Source organism: Pseudomonas sp. 5C2 (assembly GCF_034314155.1).
Taxonomy (GTDB): Bacteria; Pseudomonadota; Gammaproteobacteria; order Pseudomonadales; family Pseudomonadaceae; genus Aquipseudomonas.
The window spans coordinates 1,477,995-1,495,456 of record NZ_JAVIWH010000003.1; the positions used below are offsets into that span (position 1 = coordinate 1,477,995).

At 59.3% G+C, this 17,462-nt stretch carries 13 protein-coding genes; 3 read left to right on the forward strand and 10 right to left on the reverse strand.

The genetic code is table 11. The features are described from left to right. Nucleotides 1-9: 9 nt before the first annotated feature. The 9 genes from phaC (RGU44_RS21615) to RGU44_RS21655 all read right to left on the reverse strand — a co-directional run bounded on the left by phaC (RGU44_RS21615) (nt 10) and on the right by RGU44_RS21655 (nt 12,150). Nucleotides 10-1,692: a class II poly(R)-hydroxyalkanoic acid synthase gene (gene phaC / locus RGU44_RS21615; protein ID WP_322277898.1), complete on the reverse strand. Its 1,683-nt coding sequence runs from the start codon at nt 1,690-1,692 to the stop codon at nt 10-12. A gap of 42 nt (nt 1,693-1,734) precedes the next feature. Then, complete coding sequence (gene phaZ, locus RGU44_RS21620; protein WP_219063580.1) at nt 1,735-2,589, reverse strand: poly(3-hydroxyalkanoate) depolymerase; 855 nt, start codon at nt 2,587-2,589, stop codon at nt 1,735-1,737. A gap of 149 nt (nt 2,590-2,738) precedes the next feature. Continuing rightward, entirely contained in the window at nt 2,739-4,418 is a 1,680-nt protein-coding gene (gene phaC, locus RGU44_RS21625) for a class II poly(R)-hydroxyalkanoic acid synthase (protein ID WP_322177443.1), read from the reverse strand. Between the two features lie 343 nt (nt 4,419-4,761). Then, the gene (locus RGU44_RS21630; protein ID WP_322177444.1) at nt 4,762-5,145 is read right to left on the reverse strand and encodes a DUF971 domain-containing protein; all 384 of its coding nucleotides are present in this window, start codon (nt 5,143-5,145) and stop codon (nt 4,762-4,764) included. Between the two features lie 47 nt (nt 5,146-5,192). Further along, complete coding sequence (hslU, locus tag RGU44_RS21635; protein WP_322277899.1) at nt 5,193-6,530, reverse strand: ATP-dependent protease ATPase subunit HslU; 1,338 nt, start codon at nt 6,528-6,530, stop codon at nt 5,193-5,195. A gap of 67 nt (nt 6,531-6,597) precedes the next feature. Continuing rightward, nucleotides 6,598-7,128, reverse strand: coding sequence for an ATP-dependent protease subunit HslV (gene hslV, locus RGU44_RS21640; RefSeq protein ID WP_219063576.1), 531 nt, complete (start codon nt 7,126-7,128; stop codon nt 6,598-6,600). Nucleotides 7,129-7,372: 244 nt separating this feature from the next. Further along, nucleotides 7,373-8,062: an SPOR domain-containing protein gene (locus tag RGU44_RS21645; RefSeq protein WP_322177446.1), complete on the reverse strand. Its 690-nt coding sequence runs from the start codon at nt 8,060-8,062 to the stop codon at nt 7,373-7,375. A 1-nt stretch (nt 8,063) separates the two neighbouring features. Then, nucleotides 8,064-9,800, reverse strand: a complete 1,737-nt coding sequence (argS, locus tag RGU44_RS21650; protein WP_322277900.1) for an arginine--tRNA ligase — start codon at nt 9,798-9,800, stop codon at nt 8,064-8,066. 130 nt (nt 9,801-9,930) lie between these two features. Next, nucleotides 9,931-12,150: a primosomal protein N' gene (locus RGU44_RS21655; protein WP_322177448.1), complete on the reverse strand. Its 2,220-nt coding sequence runs from the start codon at nt 12,148-12,150 to the stop codon at nt 9,931-9,933. A 167-nt stretch (nt 12,151-12,317) separates the two neighbouring features. Between RGU44_RS21655 and rpmE the strand changes: the two genes are divergently transcribed. The 3 genes from rpmE (at nt 12,318) to RGU44_RS21670 (ending at nt 14,831) form a co-directional block, all read left to right on the forward strand. Beyond that, nucleotides 12,318-12,554 (forward strand): 50S ribosomal protein L31, encoded by a 237-nt coding sequence (gene rpmE / locus RGU44_RS21660; protein ID WP_219063572.1) that lies wholly within the window; start codon nt 12,318-12,320, stop codon nt 12,552-12,554. Between the two features lie 23 nt (nt 12,555-12,577). Further along, nucleotides 12,578-13,381, forward strand: coding sequence for a thermonuclease family protein (locus RGU44_RS21665; RefSeq protein WP_322277901.1), 804 nt, complete (start codon nt 12,578-12,580; stop codon nt 13,379-13,381). A 181-nt stretch (nt 13,382-13,562) separates the two neighbouring features. Then, nucleotides 13,563-14,831, forward strand: coding sequence for a malic enzyme-like NAD(P)-binding protein (locus RGU44_RS21670; protein ID WP_322177450.1), 1,269 nt, complete (start codon nt 13,563-13,565; stop codon nt 14,829-14,831). Between the two features lie 122 nt (nt 14,832-14,953). On the opposite strand, the gene RGU44_RS21675 is transcribed toward RGU44_RS21670, so the two are convergent. Then, complete coding sequence (locus RGU44_RS21675; RefSeq protein WP_407074652.1) at nt 14,954-17,398, reverse strand: penicillin-binding protein 1A; 2,445 nt, start codon at nt 17,396-17,398, stop codon at nt 14,954-14,956. Between the last annotated feature and the right edge of the window lie 64 nt (nt 17,399-17,462).

A 17,462-nucleotide genomic window follows, 5' to 3' on the forward strand; every position in this document is an offset into this window, starting at 1 on the left:
ATTTGCATCTCAGCGCACACGCACATAGGTTCCAGGCGCGGCCTCCATCGGTGGGTAGTTCTGGTTGCCGAGGGCCATGAGGGTTTCTCGTTGTGCGCCGGAGCGCTGCTGAATCCAGTTCAACCAGTTCGGCCACCAGCTGCCTTCGACGGTTTCTCCATCGTAGTACCAGGCCCGGGGGTCGCTGCTGAGTTTGCCGTTTTCGATGTAGCTCGATTTGGGGTTGCCTGGCGGGTTGAGGATGCTTTGTACGTGACCGCTGTTGGCCAGCAAGAAGCGCCGGTCGCCGCCGAGCAGCAAGGTCGAGCGATAGACCGCGTCCCACGGTGTGATGTGGTCATTGATCCCTGCCACGCTGAAGCTGTCGACGGTGACTTTCTGCAGGTCCACGGGCGTGCCGCATACCTCCAGACCGCCGGGGTGGCTGAGTGGGTTGTATTTGAAAAAGTCCAGCAAGTCGCCATGCAGGGCGGCCGGCAGGCGTGTGCTGTCGTTGTTCCAGTAGAGGATGTCGAAGGGCGGCGGCGCCTTGCCCAGCAGGTAGTTATTGACCCAGTAATTCCAGATCAAATCGTTGGGGCGCATCCAGGCGAAGATTTTGGCCATGTCGCGGCCATCAAGCACACCTTGCTGGTAAGAGCGGCGCTTAGCGGCTTCCAGGGTCTCTTCATCGACGAACAAGGTTGCTGCGCTGTCGATCTGGCTGTCCAGCAGGCTGACCAGGTAGGTTGCGCTGGAGACCCGGCGCATTTGTCGCTTGGCCTGGAGATGGCCTTGCAGTGCGGCCATGGTCAGGCCGCCGGCGCAGGCACCCAACAGGTTCACTTCGCGGCTGCCAGTAATGGCGCGGCATACGTTCATCGCTTCTTCGACGGCTTCGACGTAGCTGGACAACCCCCATTCGCGATGACGCACATCCGGGTTGCGCCAGCTGATCATGAACATTTGCAGGCCGTTTTTCAGTGCGTACTGGACGAAGCTGTTGGCCGGGCTGAGGTCGAAAATGTAGTACTTGTTAATTTGCGGCGGAACGATCAGCAGAGGCCGAGCGTACTGCTTTTCGCTCATCGGCTTGTACTGCATCAGCTCCAGCAGCTCGTTGCGAAACACGACTGCACCGGGGGTGGTGGCGACGGTCTTGCCGACCTCGAATGCATCTTTGGTGATCTGGCTGGGCAGGCCATTGTTGTGCATCAGGTCATCGACCAGGTGGCTGATGCCCTTGAATACGCTGCTGCCGCCGGAGTTGAACAGCTCCTTGACCGCCAGCGGGTTGAGCAGGGTGTTGGAGGGTGACAGGGCATCGCTGAGCAAGGACAGGATGAAGTGCGCACGGGCGCGATCATCCTCGGACATCTCGCTATCATCGATCCAACTCTTGAGCTGATGCTGCCAGCTCAGATAGGCCTGCAGCCCGCGTCGATAGAGGGGGTTTTGCAGCCACGTCGGGTCCGCGAAGCGGCTGTCACGAGGGTTGGGCGTGTGCAGGTTGTCACCCAGTATGACGCGACCCAACTGACCACCCAGGGCCAGCACATGACGTGCGCTGTGGACCGGGTGACGCAGGCTTTGGACGGCCACGCTACGCAGCGTGGAAAACACATCTCGCCCGCGCAAACCACTGATGACGCTTTGCGCATTGATGAATGTGGCCGGGGTGGGCACAGATTCCTTCGCTGGCTTGTCTCGCATGGGGCAACACTCCTTCGTCAGGCCATGACTAAAGCCCTTTACCTATCGATGAATCGGGGTCGGGTGCGGATGCATGACCGCGCGCTGCCGCTCCTCCAGTAGGAATTTCATGATGATGGGCGCCACCGCTTCGGCACGGGTGATCAAAAATAAATGACCGTCATCGATTATGTGTAGCTGGGCATTGGGTATCCGCCAAGCCAGCATGCGCATATTTATCAAAGGAATGAGCGGATCGTCGTCGCCCGCGAGGATCAATGTAGGCTGACGAATCTTGTGCAGCCAATGGATGCTGGTCCAGCCCATCCCGGCAAACAGCTGCCAGTAATAACCCAGCTTGCCCGACGATCGGACCTTGGCGGCGTGATTGGCGGCCAGGTGAGGGTCCCGACGAAAGGCGCCACCGTAGATTTCCGGCGCGATGCGTATCACATGGGACGGCTGAATATATCGCCGTGGGCTGGCCATCAACCACAGCACACGAGGCTTGCCCGGCACCATGACTGCGCCGGCGGCTGTCGCGGCGAGCACCAGTTTTTTGCAGCGTTCTGGATAGTCGTAGGCGAACTGTTGCGCCAACGCGCCGCCCCACGACACCCCGATCACATTGACCTGGCCGTAATTCAGGTAGTCGAGCATCCTCGCGGTCAGCTTGGCCAGCCCGGGAAAGCGAAAGGGGCGACTGGGCGTGGAAGAGCCGCCGACACCCGGCACATCGAAGGCGATCACTTCCATGTCCGGGTCAAGCGCGTCGACGAACGGAAATACCAGCTCCAGGTTGGCGCCGATGCCATTGAAAATCAGCAACGGTGTCATATCACCCTTGCCTGGGCGGACGGCCGTGCGGATGGTGTGACCATCCAGGTCGATGGTACGAAAAACAAACGGTTTCGACATGCGCGGGCCCTATGGGTTAAACCGCTGGTTAAGCCGTCCTGCGCTTTTCCAGACGGGTCGAGGTGATCCTCGTATTACTGCTCGTCACGTGACCGCGCGTCGGAGGCTGATGGCACTTCCAGATATCCATCAGCACCCTGTTTTGTTGTTTAGCGTTCGTGTACGTAAGTGCCCGGTGCAGCTTCGCCAGCCGGGTGTGCTTTGTTGCCGAGCACGCTCGGCGCCTTTTTCAATTTACCTGAGCGCTCTGCTTGCCAGCTTTGCCAGTAAAGCCACCAGGAATCGGTGTGCTTGGTCGAGTTCTCTTGCCACTCTTTGGCATCGACCGGCAGCTCGGGGTTGGTCATGTAGCGTGACTTGGGGTTGCCCGGCGGGTTGAGAATGCTTTGAATATGGCCGCTGCTGGACAGTACGAATTCAGTCTTTCCGCCGAATAGACGGGCCGATTTGTAGCACGAGCCCCATGGCGTGATGTGGTCGTTGGTGCCTGCCAGGCTAAACACATCGCTGGTCACCTTTTTCAGGTCGATCGGTGTGCCACACACTTCAAGGGCGTTGGCGCGGATCAGCGGGTTGGTCTTGAACATCTCGATCAGGTCGCCATGGAACGCGGCGGGCAGGCGGGTGGTGTCGTTGTTCCAGAACAGGATGTCGAAGACTGGCGGTTCGTTGCCCAACAGGTAATTGTTGACCCAGTAATTCCAGATCAGGTCATTGGGGCGCATCCAGGCGAAAATCTTGGCCATGTCACGGCCTTCCAGTACGCCCGCTTGATAGGAGTGGCGCTTGGCCGATTCCAGGGTCTTTTCGTCGACAAACAGCGCGACCTCGCTGTCGAGGGTGGTATCCAGCACGCTGACCAACAAGGTCAGGGCATGGACCTTCTGCTCGCCCAGCGCGGCGTAGTGACCCAGCAGCGCGGTGCAGGTGATGCCGCCGGAGCAAGCGCCCAGCATGTTGATGTCTTTGCTGCCGGTGATAGCGCGGACCACGTCAACCGCTTCTTTGAGCGCGTCGATGTAGGTCGACAGGCCCCACTCCCGCTGTGCCTTGGTCGGGTTGCGCCAACTGACGATAAACGTCTGCACGCCACCGCGCAGGCAGAAGCGTGCCAGGCTTTTATCCGGGTTCAGGTCGAACACATAGAACTTGTTGATCTGCGGTGGAACGACCAATAACGGCCGCTCAAGCACCTGTTCGGTCATCGGTTTGTACTGGATCAGTTCAAGCACGTCATTGCGAAAGACCACCGAGCCTTCGGTGGTGCCGAGGCTCTTGCCGACTTCGAAGGCGTCCATATTGACCTGGCTCGGCATGCCGCCGTTATGCACCAAGTCCTTGGCCAAGTGTGACAACCCGTCGAGAAGGCTTTTGCCACCGGTTTCGAAAAACCGTTTGACCGCAGCCGGGTTGGCGGCGCTGTTGGTCGGCGACATGGCTTCGGTCATCAGATTGATCACAAAGTGACCACGATTAATGTTTTGTTCTGACAGATTGCTGTCACTGATCCAGTCGTGCAACTCCTTGCGCCAGGCCAGGTAGGTTTGTAGATAACGGCGATACAGCGGGTTCTGGCTCCAGGCAGGGTCAGCGAATCGACGGTCGTCGCTGGCAGGTTGCAAACTGGATTTCCCTAGCAAAACATTCTTCAGTTCGACACCGAAATGAGCGACATGCTTGACGCTGTGGAAAGGTTGCCTGAGGGCTTGGGTTAGAACCATCCGAGCAGTGGTCAGCAAATCTTTACTCCGCAAGCCGACCACGGGGTTTAGCCCCAGAGTGTTTTCCGAGGCTTGGCGCTGCAAGTCATCGTTGTTCTTGATACTCATCTACGACGCTCCATTGTCCTGAGACGAGTACCGGACATCCCTGTGGATCAGTGACACAGGCGCCTGCCGGTACTACTGCTCGGGTGACCGATGATGGCTAAACCACATGCTCCCGGCAGGTGTTTGCGCAAAGATGAGTCCTGTCTTTTTCGCGGCAGCCGGATCTCATCTGTTGCGTCATCGCACGCGCCAGCTCTGCACGGATTGAATGCAGAGAACTTGCCAGATCTATTGGTTACCCGAGATTTCAAAAAATCGCAAGCAGGGCCAGTCGTTGGCCTCTGCGAGGAATATTGAAGCAAACAGAATTAGAAACGTCGCCCTAAAAGGTCAGACGGTTGGGCTAGAGCATCAGCTTGATGATTTGCTCGGAGGGGTCGCGGGATTTACCAGCTGTTTTCAGCTCGGCAAGATAATCGGTCCACAGCTGTTCCTGGCGTTGCGCCAATTGGTACAGGTAGTCCCAGGTGAACAATCCGCTGTCATGACCGTCGTCGAAGGTCAATTTTAGTGCGTACTGCCCGGCCGGTTCGATTTTGCTCAAGCCCACGCCGAGCTTGCCAAATTGCAGGATCGGTTTGCCATGACCCTGAACCTCGGCCGATGGTGAGTGCACCCGCAAGAACTCGGCGCTCAAGTGGTATTCCTCGTCGGGCGCGTATTTCAGCGTCAGGGTTTTCGAAGCTTTGTGCAGATTGATTGCGCTGGGGAGCTTGGTATTGGCCATGAGGTTCAGGGCCGCGAGCGGCCCTGCCGGTTCCAGTTAAGTGCGTGTTAAAGGATATACCGCGAGAGGTCTTCGTCCTTGGCCAGTTCGCCCAAGTGACTGTTGACGTAGTCGGCATTGATCAGGAGGGTCTCTGCATCTTGCGCGCTGGCCAGGTCGGCAGCACTAAAGGACACCTCTTCGAGCAGGCGCTCAAGCAACGTGTGCAAACGACGCGCGCCGATGTTTTCGGTCTTCTCGTTGACCTGCCAGGCAATCTCGGCGATGCGCTTGATGCCGTCGGGCAAGAACTCGATGTTCAGGCCTTCGGTCTTGAGCAGTTCGCGGTATTGCTCGGTCAGCGACGCATGCGGCTCGCTGAGGATGCGCTCGAAATCCTGCGGTGTCAGGGCCTTGAGTTCAACGCGGATAGGCAGACGGCCTTGCAGCTCAGGCACCAGATCGCTCGGCTTGCTCAGGTGGAACGCCCCGGAAGCAATGAACAGGATGTGGTCGGTCTTGACCATGCCCAGCTTGGTGTTCACGGTGCAGCCTTCGATCAGCGGCAGCAGGTCACGTTGCACGCCTTCGCGGGACACGTCGACGCCACCGGAATTGCCGCGTCTGGCGACCTTGTCGATTTCATCGATAAACACGATGCCGTGCTGCTCAACCGCTTCCAGCGCCTTGGCTTTCAGTTCTTCTTCATTGACCAGGCGCCCGGCTTCTTCGTCGCGGACCAGCTTCAGTGCGTCCTTGACCTTGAGCTTGCGGCTTTTCTTTTTGCCCTTGCCCATGTTGGCGAACAGGTTTTGCAGCTGGCTGGTCATCTCTTCCATGCCTGGCGGCGCGGAAATATCGACACCGACGGACTCGGAGACTTCGATCTCGATGTCCTTGTCATCCAGCTGGCCTTCACGCAGGCGCTTGCGGAACAGCTGACGGGTATTGGAATCGGTGCTCGGTGCGGCATCTTCGTTGAAGCCAGCGCGTGCGGGCGGCAGCAGGGCGTCGAGGATGCGTTCTTCGGCAGCGTCTTCGGCGCGATGGCGGACCTTGGTCATTTCCTGTTCGCGCAGGAGCTTGATCGCGGCGTCGGCCAGATCGCGAATGATCGATTCGACATCGCGGCCGACATAGCCGACTTCGGTGAATTTGGTCGCTTCGACCTTGATGAACGGCGCGTTGGCCAGTTTGGCCAGGCGACGGGCGATTTCGGTTTTACCGACACCGGTCGGGCCGATCATCAGAATGTTTTTTGGCGTGACTTCGACGCGCAGTTCTTCAGGCAACTGCATCCGGCGCCAGCGGTTACGCAAAGCGATGGCGACGGCGCGTTTGGCATCGTCCTGGCCAATGATGTGGCGATTGAGTTCGTGGACGATTTCACGGGGAGTCATAGACATGGTAGTGGCGGTCCTCTAGCTGAAAAAAGCGCGCATGGCTGTTTATGCAAACGGCATGGGAAACGGCTTATTCGGCGAGGTCCTGCTCCTCAATGGTGATGTTGTGGTTGGTGAACACGCAGATATCGGCAGCGATGCCCAGTGCGGTTTCGGCAATTTCGCGGGCCGAGAGTTCGGTTTTCATCAGCAGGGCGCGCGCGGCAGCTTGAGCGTAGGGGCCACCGGAGCCCATGGCAATCAGACCGTCTTCAGGTTCAACGACATCGCCGTTACCCGTGATGATCAGCGATGCATCTTTGTTGGCGACCGCCAGCATGGCTTCCAGGCGGCTCAGGGAACGGTCGGTGCGCCATTCTTTAGCCAGTTCAACGGCCGCGCGGACCAGATGGCCCTGGTGTTTTTCAAGTTGGCCTTCGAAACGTTCGAAAAGGGTGAAGGCGTCGGCGGTGGCTCCGGCGAAACCGGCAATGACTTCGCCGTGGTACAGGCGGCGAACTTTTTTCGCGTTGCCTTTCATGACGGTATTGCCGAGAGAAACCTGGCCGTCGCCAGCCATGACGACTTTGCCGTTACGGCGCACTGAAACGATGGTGGTCAAAGGAGCGTCTCCACGCAGCGGGGCGAAAATGCCCTAATGGAAACTCATATGGGGGTGGTGGCTGACATTTCAACCATGGGGTATGTCATGGGGTGAATGGAAATATCTGGATACGGGCTGTCTGGGCAGATCGCTTTTGCGCAGGAACTCGCCCCCACGGAGCGCGGATGATCCACTGGGGGAGTGAATCTATTCGTCAAAGCGGCGTATCCGACACGCCGCTTTGACCTGGACTACAGGTGGATCACTTACCCTGACGCTGTTGTAACAGCAGATTGCTGAAGCCGCTGCCCGCCAGTTGTTTCTGCGCGATGGTCAGTTGCTCACGATTGCTGTAAGGACCGACGAGCACCCGATACCAGATTTCGTCCTTCACGGTGCCGGATTCAACCTGCACTGTTTGCCCCAGCAGAATGATCTGCGCCCGGACCTTGTCCGCGTCGGCTTGCTTGCGGAACGAACCGGCCTGCAAGAAGAACTTCGTCACCGCAGCCGGTTTGGCCACCGGTGGCGCTGGCGGGGGCGTCAGGCCGCTGAGTGCAGCTTGGGCGCGGGCGGTGTCAATCTTCGCCGCTTGCGCAGGCGTGACCGGTGCAACCGGCGCTACGACCGCGGGCAGTGTTTTTTCGGGCACGGCTTCGTTCGGCACGATGACTTCGGACTCCGGCAGCAAGGTATAGAAGTCGTACTTCGGCTTCGCCGGTGCCTGCGGGCTGGGTGCCGTCTTGTTCGCCTCGGCGATTTTCGCGGCCTTGGCGTCTTCTTTAACCCGCTTGACGTCAGTACCGCCTGGTTCGAGTTTCATCAAAAACACGATGAAAGCACCCACCGACAGGCCAATCGCCAGCCACAACCATCCTGGAATCGGCTTCTTCGCGGGTGCCTGATAACGGCTGGCGCCGCGCTTGGGAGCAGGTTTTTTTTTCGCAGCCAACTTACATACGCTCCAGAGTTTCCAGACCCAAGAGTTCCAGGCCTTGCTTGAGGGTGCGGCCAGTCAGTGCGGTGAGACGCAGACGGCTTTGCTGTTGTTCCGGGTTCTCGGCACCGAGGATCGGGCAGTTCTCGTAGAAACTGGAGAACAGACCGGCGAGCTCATAGATGTAGGCACACAGTACATGCGGCGTGCCTTTTTCCGCGACGTTGTTCAACGTTTCGCCAAACTGCGCCAGGCGGGCCGCCAGCTCCTGCTCTTGAGGCGCCTCAAGCACGATATGCCCCTGGTTGATGTCGAACGGCTTGCCCAACTTGCGGAACACACCGGCGACGCGGGTGTAAGCGTAGAGCAGGTACGGCGCGGTGTTGCCTTCGAAGCTGAGCATCTGATCGAAGTTGAAGCTGTAGTCGCTGGTGCGATGCTTGGACAGGTCGGCGTATTTCACCGCGCTGATCCCTACTGCATTGGCGATGCTGCGCAATTCGGCTTCAGCGACTTCCGGGTTCTTTTCTTTCACCAGGGTGTAGGCGCGCTCCTGGGCTTCGTCGAGCAGGTCTACCAGCTTGACGGTGCCACCGTCACGGGTCTTGAACGGACGGCCATCGGCGCCGTTCATGGTGCCGAAGCCCATGTGTTCCATGTGCATGCCATTGGTCACGAAACCGGCGCGGCGGGCGACTTCGAACACCTGTTGGAAGTGCAGGGCCTGACGTTGATCGACGAAGTACAGCGCGCGGTCGGCCTTCAACACATTACTGCGGTAGCGGATCGCGGCCAGGTCGGTGGTGGCGTACAGATAACCGCCGCCCGCCTTTTGCACGATCACCGGCAGAGGCGTGTCTTCAGCGGTCCTGAACTCTTCGAGGAACACGCACTGGGCGCCGTTGCTCTCGACCAGCAGGCCTGCAGCCTTGAGGTCGCTGACAACGTTGGCCAGGTCATCGTTGTAGGCGCTTTCGCCCCTGACGTCAGCCGGGGTCAGGTTGACGTTCAAACGGTCGTAAATTGTTTGGCAGTGAGACAGCGATATGTTTTTGAAGCGTTCCCACAACGTCAGGCATTCCGGGTCACCGGCTTGCAGTTTGACCACCAGGCCTCGGGCGCGCTCGGCGAACTCTTCGGATTCGTCGAAGCGATGCTTGGCCGCACGGTAGAAGTTTTCCAGGTCCGACAACTCATCGCTGGTCGTCGGTTTTTCCTGCAGGTACGCCAGGAGCATGCCGAATTGAGTGCCCCAGTCTCCCACGTGGTTCTGACGAATCACAGTGTCGCCCATGAACGCCAGCACATTGGCCACGCCATCGCCGATAACAGTCGAGCGCAGGTGGCCGACGTGCATCTCTTTGGCCAGGTTGGGCGCGGACAAGTCGACCACCACGCGTTGTACGGGACCGACCTTGCGGACTGACAGTTGTGGGTCGATCAGCGCGGCATCGAGACGTGCTGCCAGAGCCTGGGTGTTCTGGAAGAAGTTGAGAAAGCCGGGACCGGCGATTTCGACCTTGCTGACCTGTGCGTCGGCGGGCAGCGCGGCAACCAGTTTTTCCGCCAGATCACGGGGTTTCAAACCGGCAGGCTTGGCCAGCATCATCGCGATGTTGCTGGCGAAGTCACCGTGGGTTTTGTCCCGCACGTTTTCCACCTGGATCGCCGGTGTCAGCCCTTCCGGCAGGACGCCTTCGTTGACGAGTTGGGTCAGGGCTTGTTGGATCAGCTGGCGAATGGTGTCTTTCATGGTCTTCTCTTTCGACCGCAAGCGCGGCGGCGCCTGGATGCGCTGGTGGAAAAACTGGGCATTATCCGTTGCGAGAGCAGGCTTGCCAACCATGATGGACATGCGGTCTTAAAGATGCCGGCTTTGGCCCTTAATACAAATCAACCGGGTCCACGTCCAGCGACCAGCGCACCTGACGCCCGCTGGGCATGTTTTCAAGCACCAGCAGCCATGCGCTGAGCAAGCGATGCAGGGGCGCGCGGGCGCTGGCTTGCAGGAGCAATTGCGCGCGGTAGCGGCCGGCGCGCCGCTCCATCGGCGCCGGGACCGGGCCCAGCAACTCAATGGCGCCCAGATTCATTTCAGCCAACAAGCGTTCGGCCTCGGCGCAGGCGTTGTCGAGAAAGCCTTCGGCCTGTCCCGGCTTGTGCGCTTCGGCGCGCAGCAGCGCCAGGTGCGAGAACGGTGGCAGGCCAGCGGCCCGGCGTTCGCTCAACGCTTGTTCGGCGAAGGCGAAGTAGCCTTGTTCGGTCAGCTGAATTAACAGGGGGTGGTCGGCCAGATGCGTTTGGATGATCACTTTGCCTGGTTCTTCGGCCCGTCCTGCACGCCCTGCGACCTGAACGATCAACTGCGCCATGCGCTCGCTGGCGCGGAAGTCGCCGGAAAACAAACCGCCGTCGGCATCCAGAATCGACACCAGGGTCACACGGGGGAAGTGGTGCCCTTTGGCGAGCATTTGGGTGCCGACCAGAATGCACGGCTGACCGCGCTGAATGGTGGCGAACAGCTGGTTCATTGCGTCTTTGCGCGAGGTGCTGTCGCGGTCGACCCGCAGCACCGGGAAGTCCGGGAACAAAATACCCAGGCGCTCTTCTGCACGCTCGGTGCCCGCACCCACGGGGCGCAGGTCGACCTTGCCGCATGCCGGACAGTGTCGAGGGACACGCTCGACATGGCCGCAATGGTGGCAGCGCAATTCGCCGGAACGCTGGTGCACAGTCATGCGCGCGTCGCAGCGCGGGCATTCCGAGAGCCAGCTGCAGTCGTGGCAAAGCAAGGTCGGCGCAAAGCCGCGACGGTTGAGGAACACCAGGACCTGCTGGCCTGCAGCCAGAGTCTGAGCGATGGCTTGCTGCATCGGTCCGGAAATACCGCTGTCCAGTGGCCGGCTCTTCACATCCAGCCGCAGGAAGCGCGGTTGTTGCGCACCGCCTGCGCGTTGGTTCAGGCGCAGCAGGCCGTAGCGTCCGGTGTAGGCGTTGTGCAGGCTTTCCAGTGATGGCGTGGCGGATCCGAGGACAATCGGAATGTTTTCCTGCCGGGCCCGCACCAACGCCAGATCGCGGGCGTGGTAGCGCAGACCTTCCTGCTGTTTATAGGAGCCGTCGTGCTCTTCATCAATAATGATCAGGCCGGGGTTCTTCATTGGCGTGAACAGCGCGGAGCGGGTGCCGATAATAATGTCGGCCTCGCCGTCGCGCGCCGCCAGCCAGGCATCCAGGCGATCCCGGTCATTGACCGCCGAGTGCACCAGCGCGATGCGTGCGTTGAAACGTTGTTCGAAGCGCGCCAGGGTTTGCGGGCCGAGGTTGATCTCCGGGATCAACACCAGCGCCTGCTTGCCGGCTTCCAGGGTTTCGCGGATCAGCTGTAAATAGACTTCGGTTTTGCCACTGCCGGTGACGCCTGCCAGCAGAAATGCATGAAAGGTGTCGAAGCCGGCACGAATGGCTTCGTATGCGGCGCGTTGCTCGGGGTTGAGTGGCAGCTCAGGTTGCGCCAGCCAGCGCTCATGACGTTCGCTCGGCGCATGGCGGCGCACTTCGGCCTTGACCATGTCCTTGGCCAGCAACAGGTTCAGGCTTTCCCGGTTGAGCATCAGTTTGCTGAGTAACTGATTGGCCACGCCATGCGGATGCTGGGCGAGGGTGGTCAGGGCCTCACGCTGTTTCGGTGCGCGGGCGATGCGCGGGTCATCGAGTCTGGCGCCGGGAGCCACTTGCCAGAATCGTTCCTGCCGCGCTTCGGCGGGTTCGCCCTGGCGCAGCAGTACCGGCAAGGCCCAGCTCAAGGTGTCGCCGAGGCTGTGCTGGTAATACTGCGATGTCCACAGGCACAGTTTGAACAGCGAAGGCGGCAGCGGCGGATGCTCATCGAGGATGGCCACGGCCGGTTTGAGCTTTTCAGCCGGGACGTCACTGTGGTCAGTGATCTCCACCAGAATGCCAATCATCTCGCGCCGACCGAACGGCACGCGTACGCGCATGCCCGGCTGTAACGCACTGCGCAACACCCCGGTGGGGGCGCGGTAGTCGAATAAGCGTCTGAGCGGCGAGGGCAGAGCGAGGCGCAAAATGGCGTCGGGCACGCGGAGGGTTCTCTGTAACGGTCTGTGACGAAGCGGCGATCTTAGCAGACGGCCGGTTTTAACGTTCGCTTGCGTCGTTGGCGATGTCTGGTAGTATCCGCAGCCTAATTACGTGCGGTGTTCAACAATAGTGTTGCGCGGCGGCACGCTAGCCCGGAGAAGTACCCATGAAAGCTGACATTCATCCAGTTTACGAAGCCATTGTCGCGACTTGCAGCTGCGGCAACGTGATCCACACTCGCTCCAACCTCGCCAAGCCATTGAGCCTTGACGTGTGCAACGAGTGCCACCCGTTCTACACCGGCAAGCAGAAGACTCTTGATATCGGCGGCCGTGTCGACAAGTTCAAATCGCGTTTCGGTGCTTTCGGCGCAGCCAAAGCTCCTGAAGCTGCTGCAGAGTAAGACTGGCCGTTCTGGAAGGTCCATTGGACTACTCCAGGCTGCTTAAAAAGGCGTCCCTCGCGGGCGCCTTTTTTATGTCCGCGATTTGGCTGACGGCAGCCCAGGCCTTGTGCCCGGCGCCCGACTCCCTGCCTGTATTCGCGGTCCAGCGGGTCGTGGATGGCGATACCCTGCGCCTGAGCGATGGCCGCAGTGTGCGGATGATTGGACTGAATGCGCCAGAGACCGGCAAGAAAGGCCGTTCCGCCGAGCCTTTCGCTGAGGCCGCCAGGCGCCGCCTGCAAAGTCTGGTCGACGAAAACGACGGCCGGGTCAGTCTGCAGGTGGGCCAGGAGCCCAAGGATCATTACGGCCGTACGCTGGCCAACGTCTATGGTCGTCAGGGCGAAAACCTTGAGGCGCAGTTGTTGGCCGAGGGTTTGGCCTATCAAGTGGTGATCGCCCCCAATGTCGCCCTGCTCGACTGCCTGCAGCGGGCAGAGCGCAGTGCGCGCCAAGCCGGGTTGGGTGTGTGGCGTACGTCGCCGGTACAGCCGGTCGGGAAAATCAATAGCGGCGGTTTTGCCCTGATCTCCGGGCAGGTCAGCGACGTGCAGCGCAATGCTGGCGGCGTGTGGATTGAGTTGCAGGGCTCGCTGGTGTTGCGGATCGCGCCGAAGTTAGTGAGTCAGTTCGACGTCTCTCGACTGGAGCGCCTTAAAGGCCGGAGCATCGAAGCGCGTGGTTGGGTGATTGATCGTTCGCGTCGTGGCGGGCTCAAGTCAGGGCAGGCGCGCTGGATGTTGCCCATTACTCATCCCGCGATGCTGAGTTTTCTCGATCAATAAAAAGTGTAGGCAGTTTGCTTTTTGAGTTGTAGACAGTCCTGGTCTTGTGTTCCGTCCCCCTTGGCGTAAAGTCGTAGAGGCCGGGCCTTGACAGAAGTGACTAGTCAGTCTTGTGAGGACTTTCCTTCTTGCGTATCCTCGGCGGTCCGTCAGTCCAACAGTAAAAAAGCGGAATGCCCACATGTCAGATTTGAAAACTGCCGCTCTCGAATATCATGCCAAGCCTCGCCCCGGGAAACTGAGTGTCGAGATAACCAAACCTACCGCCACTGCGCGTGACCTGGCCCTGGCATACAGCCCGGGCGTTGCCGAGCCGGTGCGCGAAATTGCCCGTGATCCTGAGCTTGCTTATAAGTACACCGGCAAGGGTAATCTGGTAGCGGTCATTTCCAACGGCACCGCTATTCTTGGCTTGGGTGACCTTGGTCCATTGGCTTCCAAGCCAGTGATGGAAGGTAAAGGCTTGCTGTTCAAACGTTTCGCAGGGATTGACGTTTTCGATATCGAAGTCGATGCAGAAAGCCCGCAAGCGTTCATCGACACCGTTAAGCGCATCTCCATCACCTTTGGCGGCATCAACCTTGAAGACATCAAGGCGCCAGAGTGCTTTGAGATCGAGAAAGCGCTGATTGAACAATGTGACATTCCGGTGTTCCACGATGATCAACACGGCACGGCGATTGTTACTGCGGCCGGCATGATCAACGCATTGGAAATCGTCGGCAAAAGCCTGGACAGCGCCCAAATCGTTTGCCTAGGCGCAGGCGCAGCAGCCATCTCCTGCATGAAGTTGCTGGTGAGCATGGGTGCGAAGATCGAAAATATCTTCATGGTCGACCGTACTGGCGTGATTCACTCCGGCCGTAACGATCTGAACCAGTACAAAGCCGTGTTCGCCCACGCGACTGAAAAACGCACGCTGTCCGACGCCTTGAAAGGTGCTGATGTGTTCGTGGGGCTGTCCGGCCCGAACCTGCTGAGCGCTGAAAACCTGAGCTTGATGGCGGCTAACCCGATCGTGTTCGCGTGCTCGAACCCGGATCCGGAAATCGCCCCAGAGTTGGCTCACGCCACTCGCAATGACGTGATCATGGCCACTGGCCGTTCGGACTACCCGAACCAGGTCAATAACGTATTGGGTTTCCCGTTCATCTTCCGTGGCGCACTGGATGTTCGTGCTAAGCGTATCAACGAAGAGATGAAAATCGCTGCCGCCCACGCCCTGCGTAAACTGGCCAAGCTACCGGTTCCTCAGGAAGTCTGCGATGCGTACGGTGGTATCAAGCTGGAATTCGGTCGCGAATACATCATTCCGAAGCCAATGGATGCGCGCCTCCTGGGTGTGATCTCCGATGCCGTGGCTAAAGCCGCCATCGAAACCGGCGTAGCCACCCTGCCGTATCCGAAGAACTACCCGCTCAAGAGCGTCGATGACGTTTTCAACGGCTAAGTCCTGGTTGCGATACACAAAAAACCCTGCAGCGATGCAGGGTTTTTTTGTGGGTGCCAATCAGGGTGCCTTCCACAAGGAGTCTGTTGTGATCAACAGATTCCTTATGGAAGGCAAGGGCATCAGAACAGATCGATTGGCGCCGATTCATCCGCAGGTAGCGGGCTGTTGGGTGCATTGCCGCCGCCCACTTCGTTCACGCTGGGTGGCGTGTCTTCGCTTTTGAACAGCTCGAAATACGCGTTGGGCGTGCTCGGCGTTGCGGCACGGCCACTGACCGGGTCGACTCGCAGGCTGAGGATGCCTTCCGGTTCGGCCTGAACATGCGGTGGTTTATCTTTCAAGGCGGCGCTCATGTAGCTCATCCAGATCGGCAGGGCGACCGTGCCGCCGAATTCCTGGCGACCCAGGCTTTCCGGCTGATCGAACCCGGTCCAGACGCTGGTGATGTAGTCCGCGTTGTAACCGGTGAACCAGGCGTCCTTAGACTCGTTGGTCGTACCGGTTTTGCCGGCGATGTCCGGACGGTTCATCGACAGGGCGCGGCGGCCGGTACCGCGCTTGATCACGTCCTGCAGCATGCTGTTGAGGATGTAGGTGGTGCGGCCATCGACGATGCGCTCGGCGACGGCTGGCGCTTGTGGCTCGTTGGTCGTTGAGGTCGACGAGGCGGGCACCATGCTCGGGTTGTCATTGACGGCAAAGGTGGCGGTGTTGGCCGCGGGCTTGGCGTCATTGGCCGGTACGCTCGGCGGATTGGCGACGAACAGGGTTGCGCCGTCACGGTTTTCGATGCGCTGTATCAGGTACGGGCTGATCTTGTAACCGCCGTTGGCGAAGGTGCTCCAGCCAGTGGCGACTTCCATCGGCGTCAGCGTTGCAGTCCCCAGGGCCAGCGACAGGTTGCGTGGCAGATCCTGCTTGTTGAAGCCGAAGCGGGTGATGTAGTTGATCGCGGTGTCGATGCCAAGGCCTTGCAGCAGGCGGATGGACACCAGGTTGCGTGACTTGTACAACGCTTCGCGCAAACGGATCGGGCCGAGGAACGTGTTGGTATCGTTTTTCGGCCGCCAGACTTTGTCCAGGTACTCATCGACGAACACGATAGGCGCGTCGTTGACCAGGCTGGCGGCGGTGTAGCCGTTGTCCAGCGCGGCGCTATACAGGAACGGCTTGAAGCTCGAGCCCGGTTGACGCTTGGCCTGCATGGCGCGGTTGTAATTGCTCTGTTCGAAAGCAAAGCCGCCGACCAGCGCGCGAATCGCACCATTTTGGGGGTCCAGCGACACCAGTGCGCTTTGCACTGCCGGGGTCTGGCTGAACTTCAGGCTTCCGTCCACTTGACGCTGCACCCGGATCAGATCGCCCACTTGCGCGACATCGGATGGTTGTTGTGGGCGTGCACCCAAGCTGTTTGTATTAAGGAACGGTCGTGCCCACTTCATGCTGTCCCAGGAGACGGCTTCTTCTTTTTCGCCGTTGCGGGACAGCACATGCAGGCCGGCTTTATCGACTTGAGTGACAATCGCCGGCTCGAGGCCGCTGATGGAACGCTGTTTGGTCAGCTCCAGTGCCCATGCATCACGGGTTTTGCCGGGCAGACGGCTTTCCGGACCACGATAGCCGTGACGTTGGTCATAGCTGATCAAGCCTTCCTGAACGGCGGTGTTTGCATTTTCCTGAAGATTGCTGGGTACCGTGGTGGTGACGCGGAAACCTTCCGTGTACGCTTCGCTGCCATAACGGCCGACCATTTCGGCGCGGGCCATTTCGGCGATATAGGGCGCGTTTACTTCCGGGCTCTGGACGTGGTAGCTGGCATTGATGGGTTCGGCCAGGGCGATTTCATAGGCGCTCTGATCGATCTTGCCCAATTTGTGCATGCGCCCCAGAATCCAGTCGCGACGCTCTTTGGCCCGCACGGGGTTGGCCAACGGGTTGAAGCGCGAAGGTGCTTTGGGCAGGCCGGCGATCATCGCCATCTGTGCAATGCTCAGGTCGCGGATCGATTTACCGTAATACACTTGCGCCGCAGCTTCGATGCCGTAAGCGCGGTTGCCCAGGTAGATTTTGTTGACGTACAGCTCAAGGATTTCGTCCTTGCTCAGTTCGCGCTCGATCTGCAGGGCCAGAAGGATTTCGTTGGTTTTTCGGGAAAAGCTTCTTTCGCTGGTCAAAAAGAAGTTTTTCGCGACTTGCATGGTGATCGTGCTGCCGCCGGACTGGATATGGCCGCTCTTCACCAATTGGGAGGCGGCGCGCATCAGGCTGCTGGGGTCAACGCCGTAGTGATTGGCGAAGTTGTCATCTTCTGCCGATAACAGGGCGTTAATGAAATTGGGTGGAATGTCGGCGAAGCGAATAGGGGAGCGGCGCATTTCGCCGAACTCTGCAATCAATTTGCCGTCGCTGCTGAAAACCCGCAGCGGAATTTGCAATTGGATGCTTCTCAGCGACTCGACGGAAGGCAGGCCCGGGCTGAGGTACAAAAAAGCACCGCTCAAAACGAGCAGCAGCCCGCAGAACACAGCGACGAATGACCACCAGAAAAACTTCAGCAGGCGTATCAAGGCTTTTGGATTTCCAGATAAAAGAATGGGTTAAGCGCAGGCATCTACAAATGAACACGGT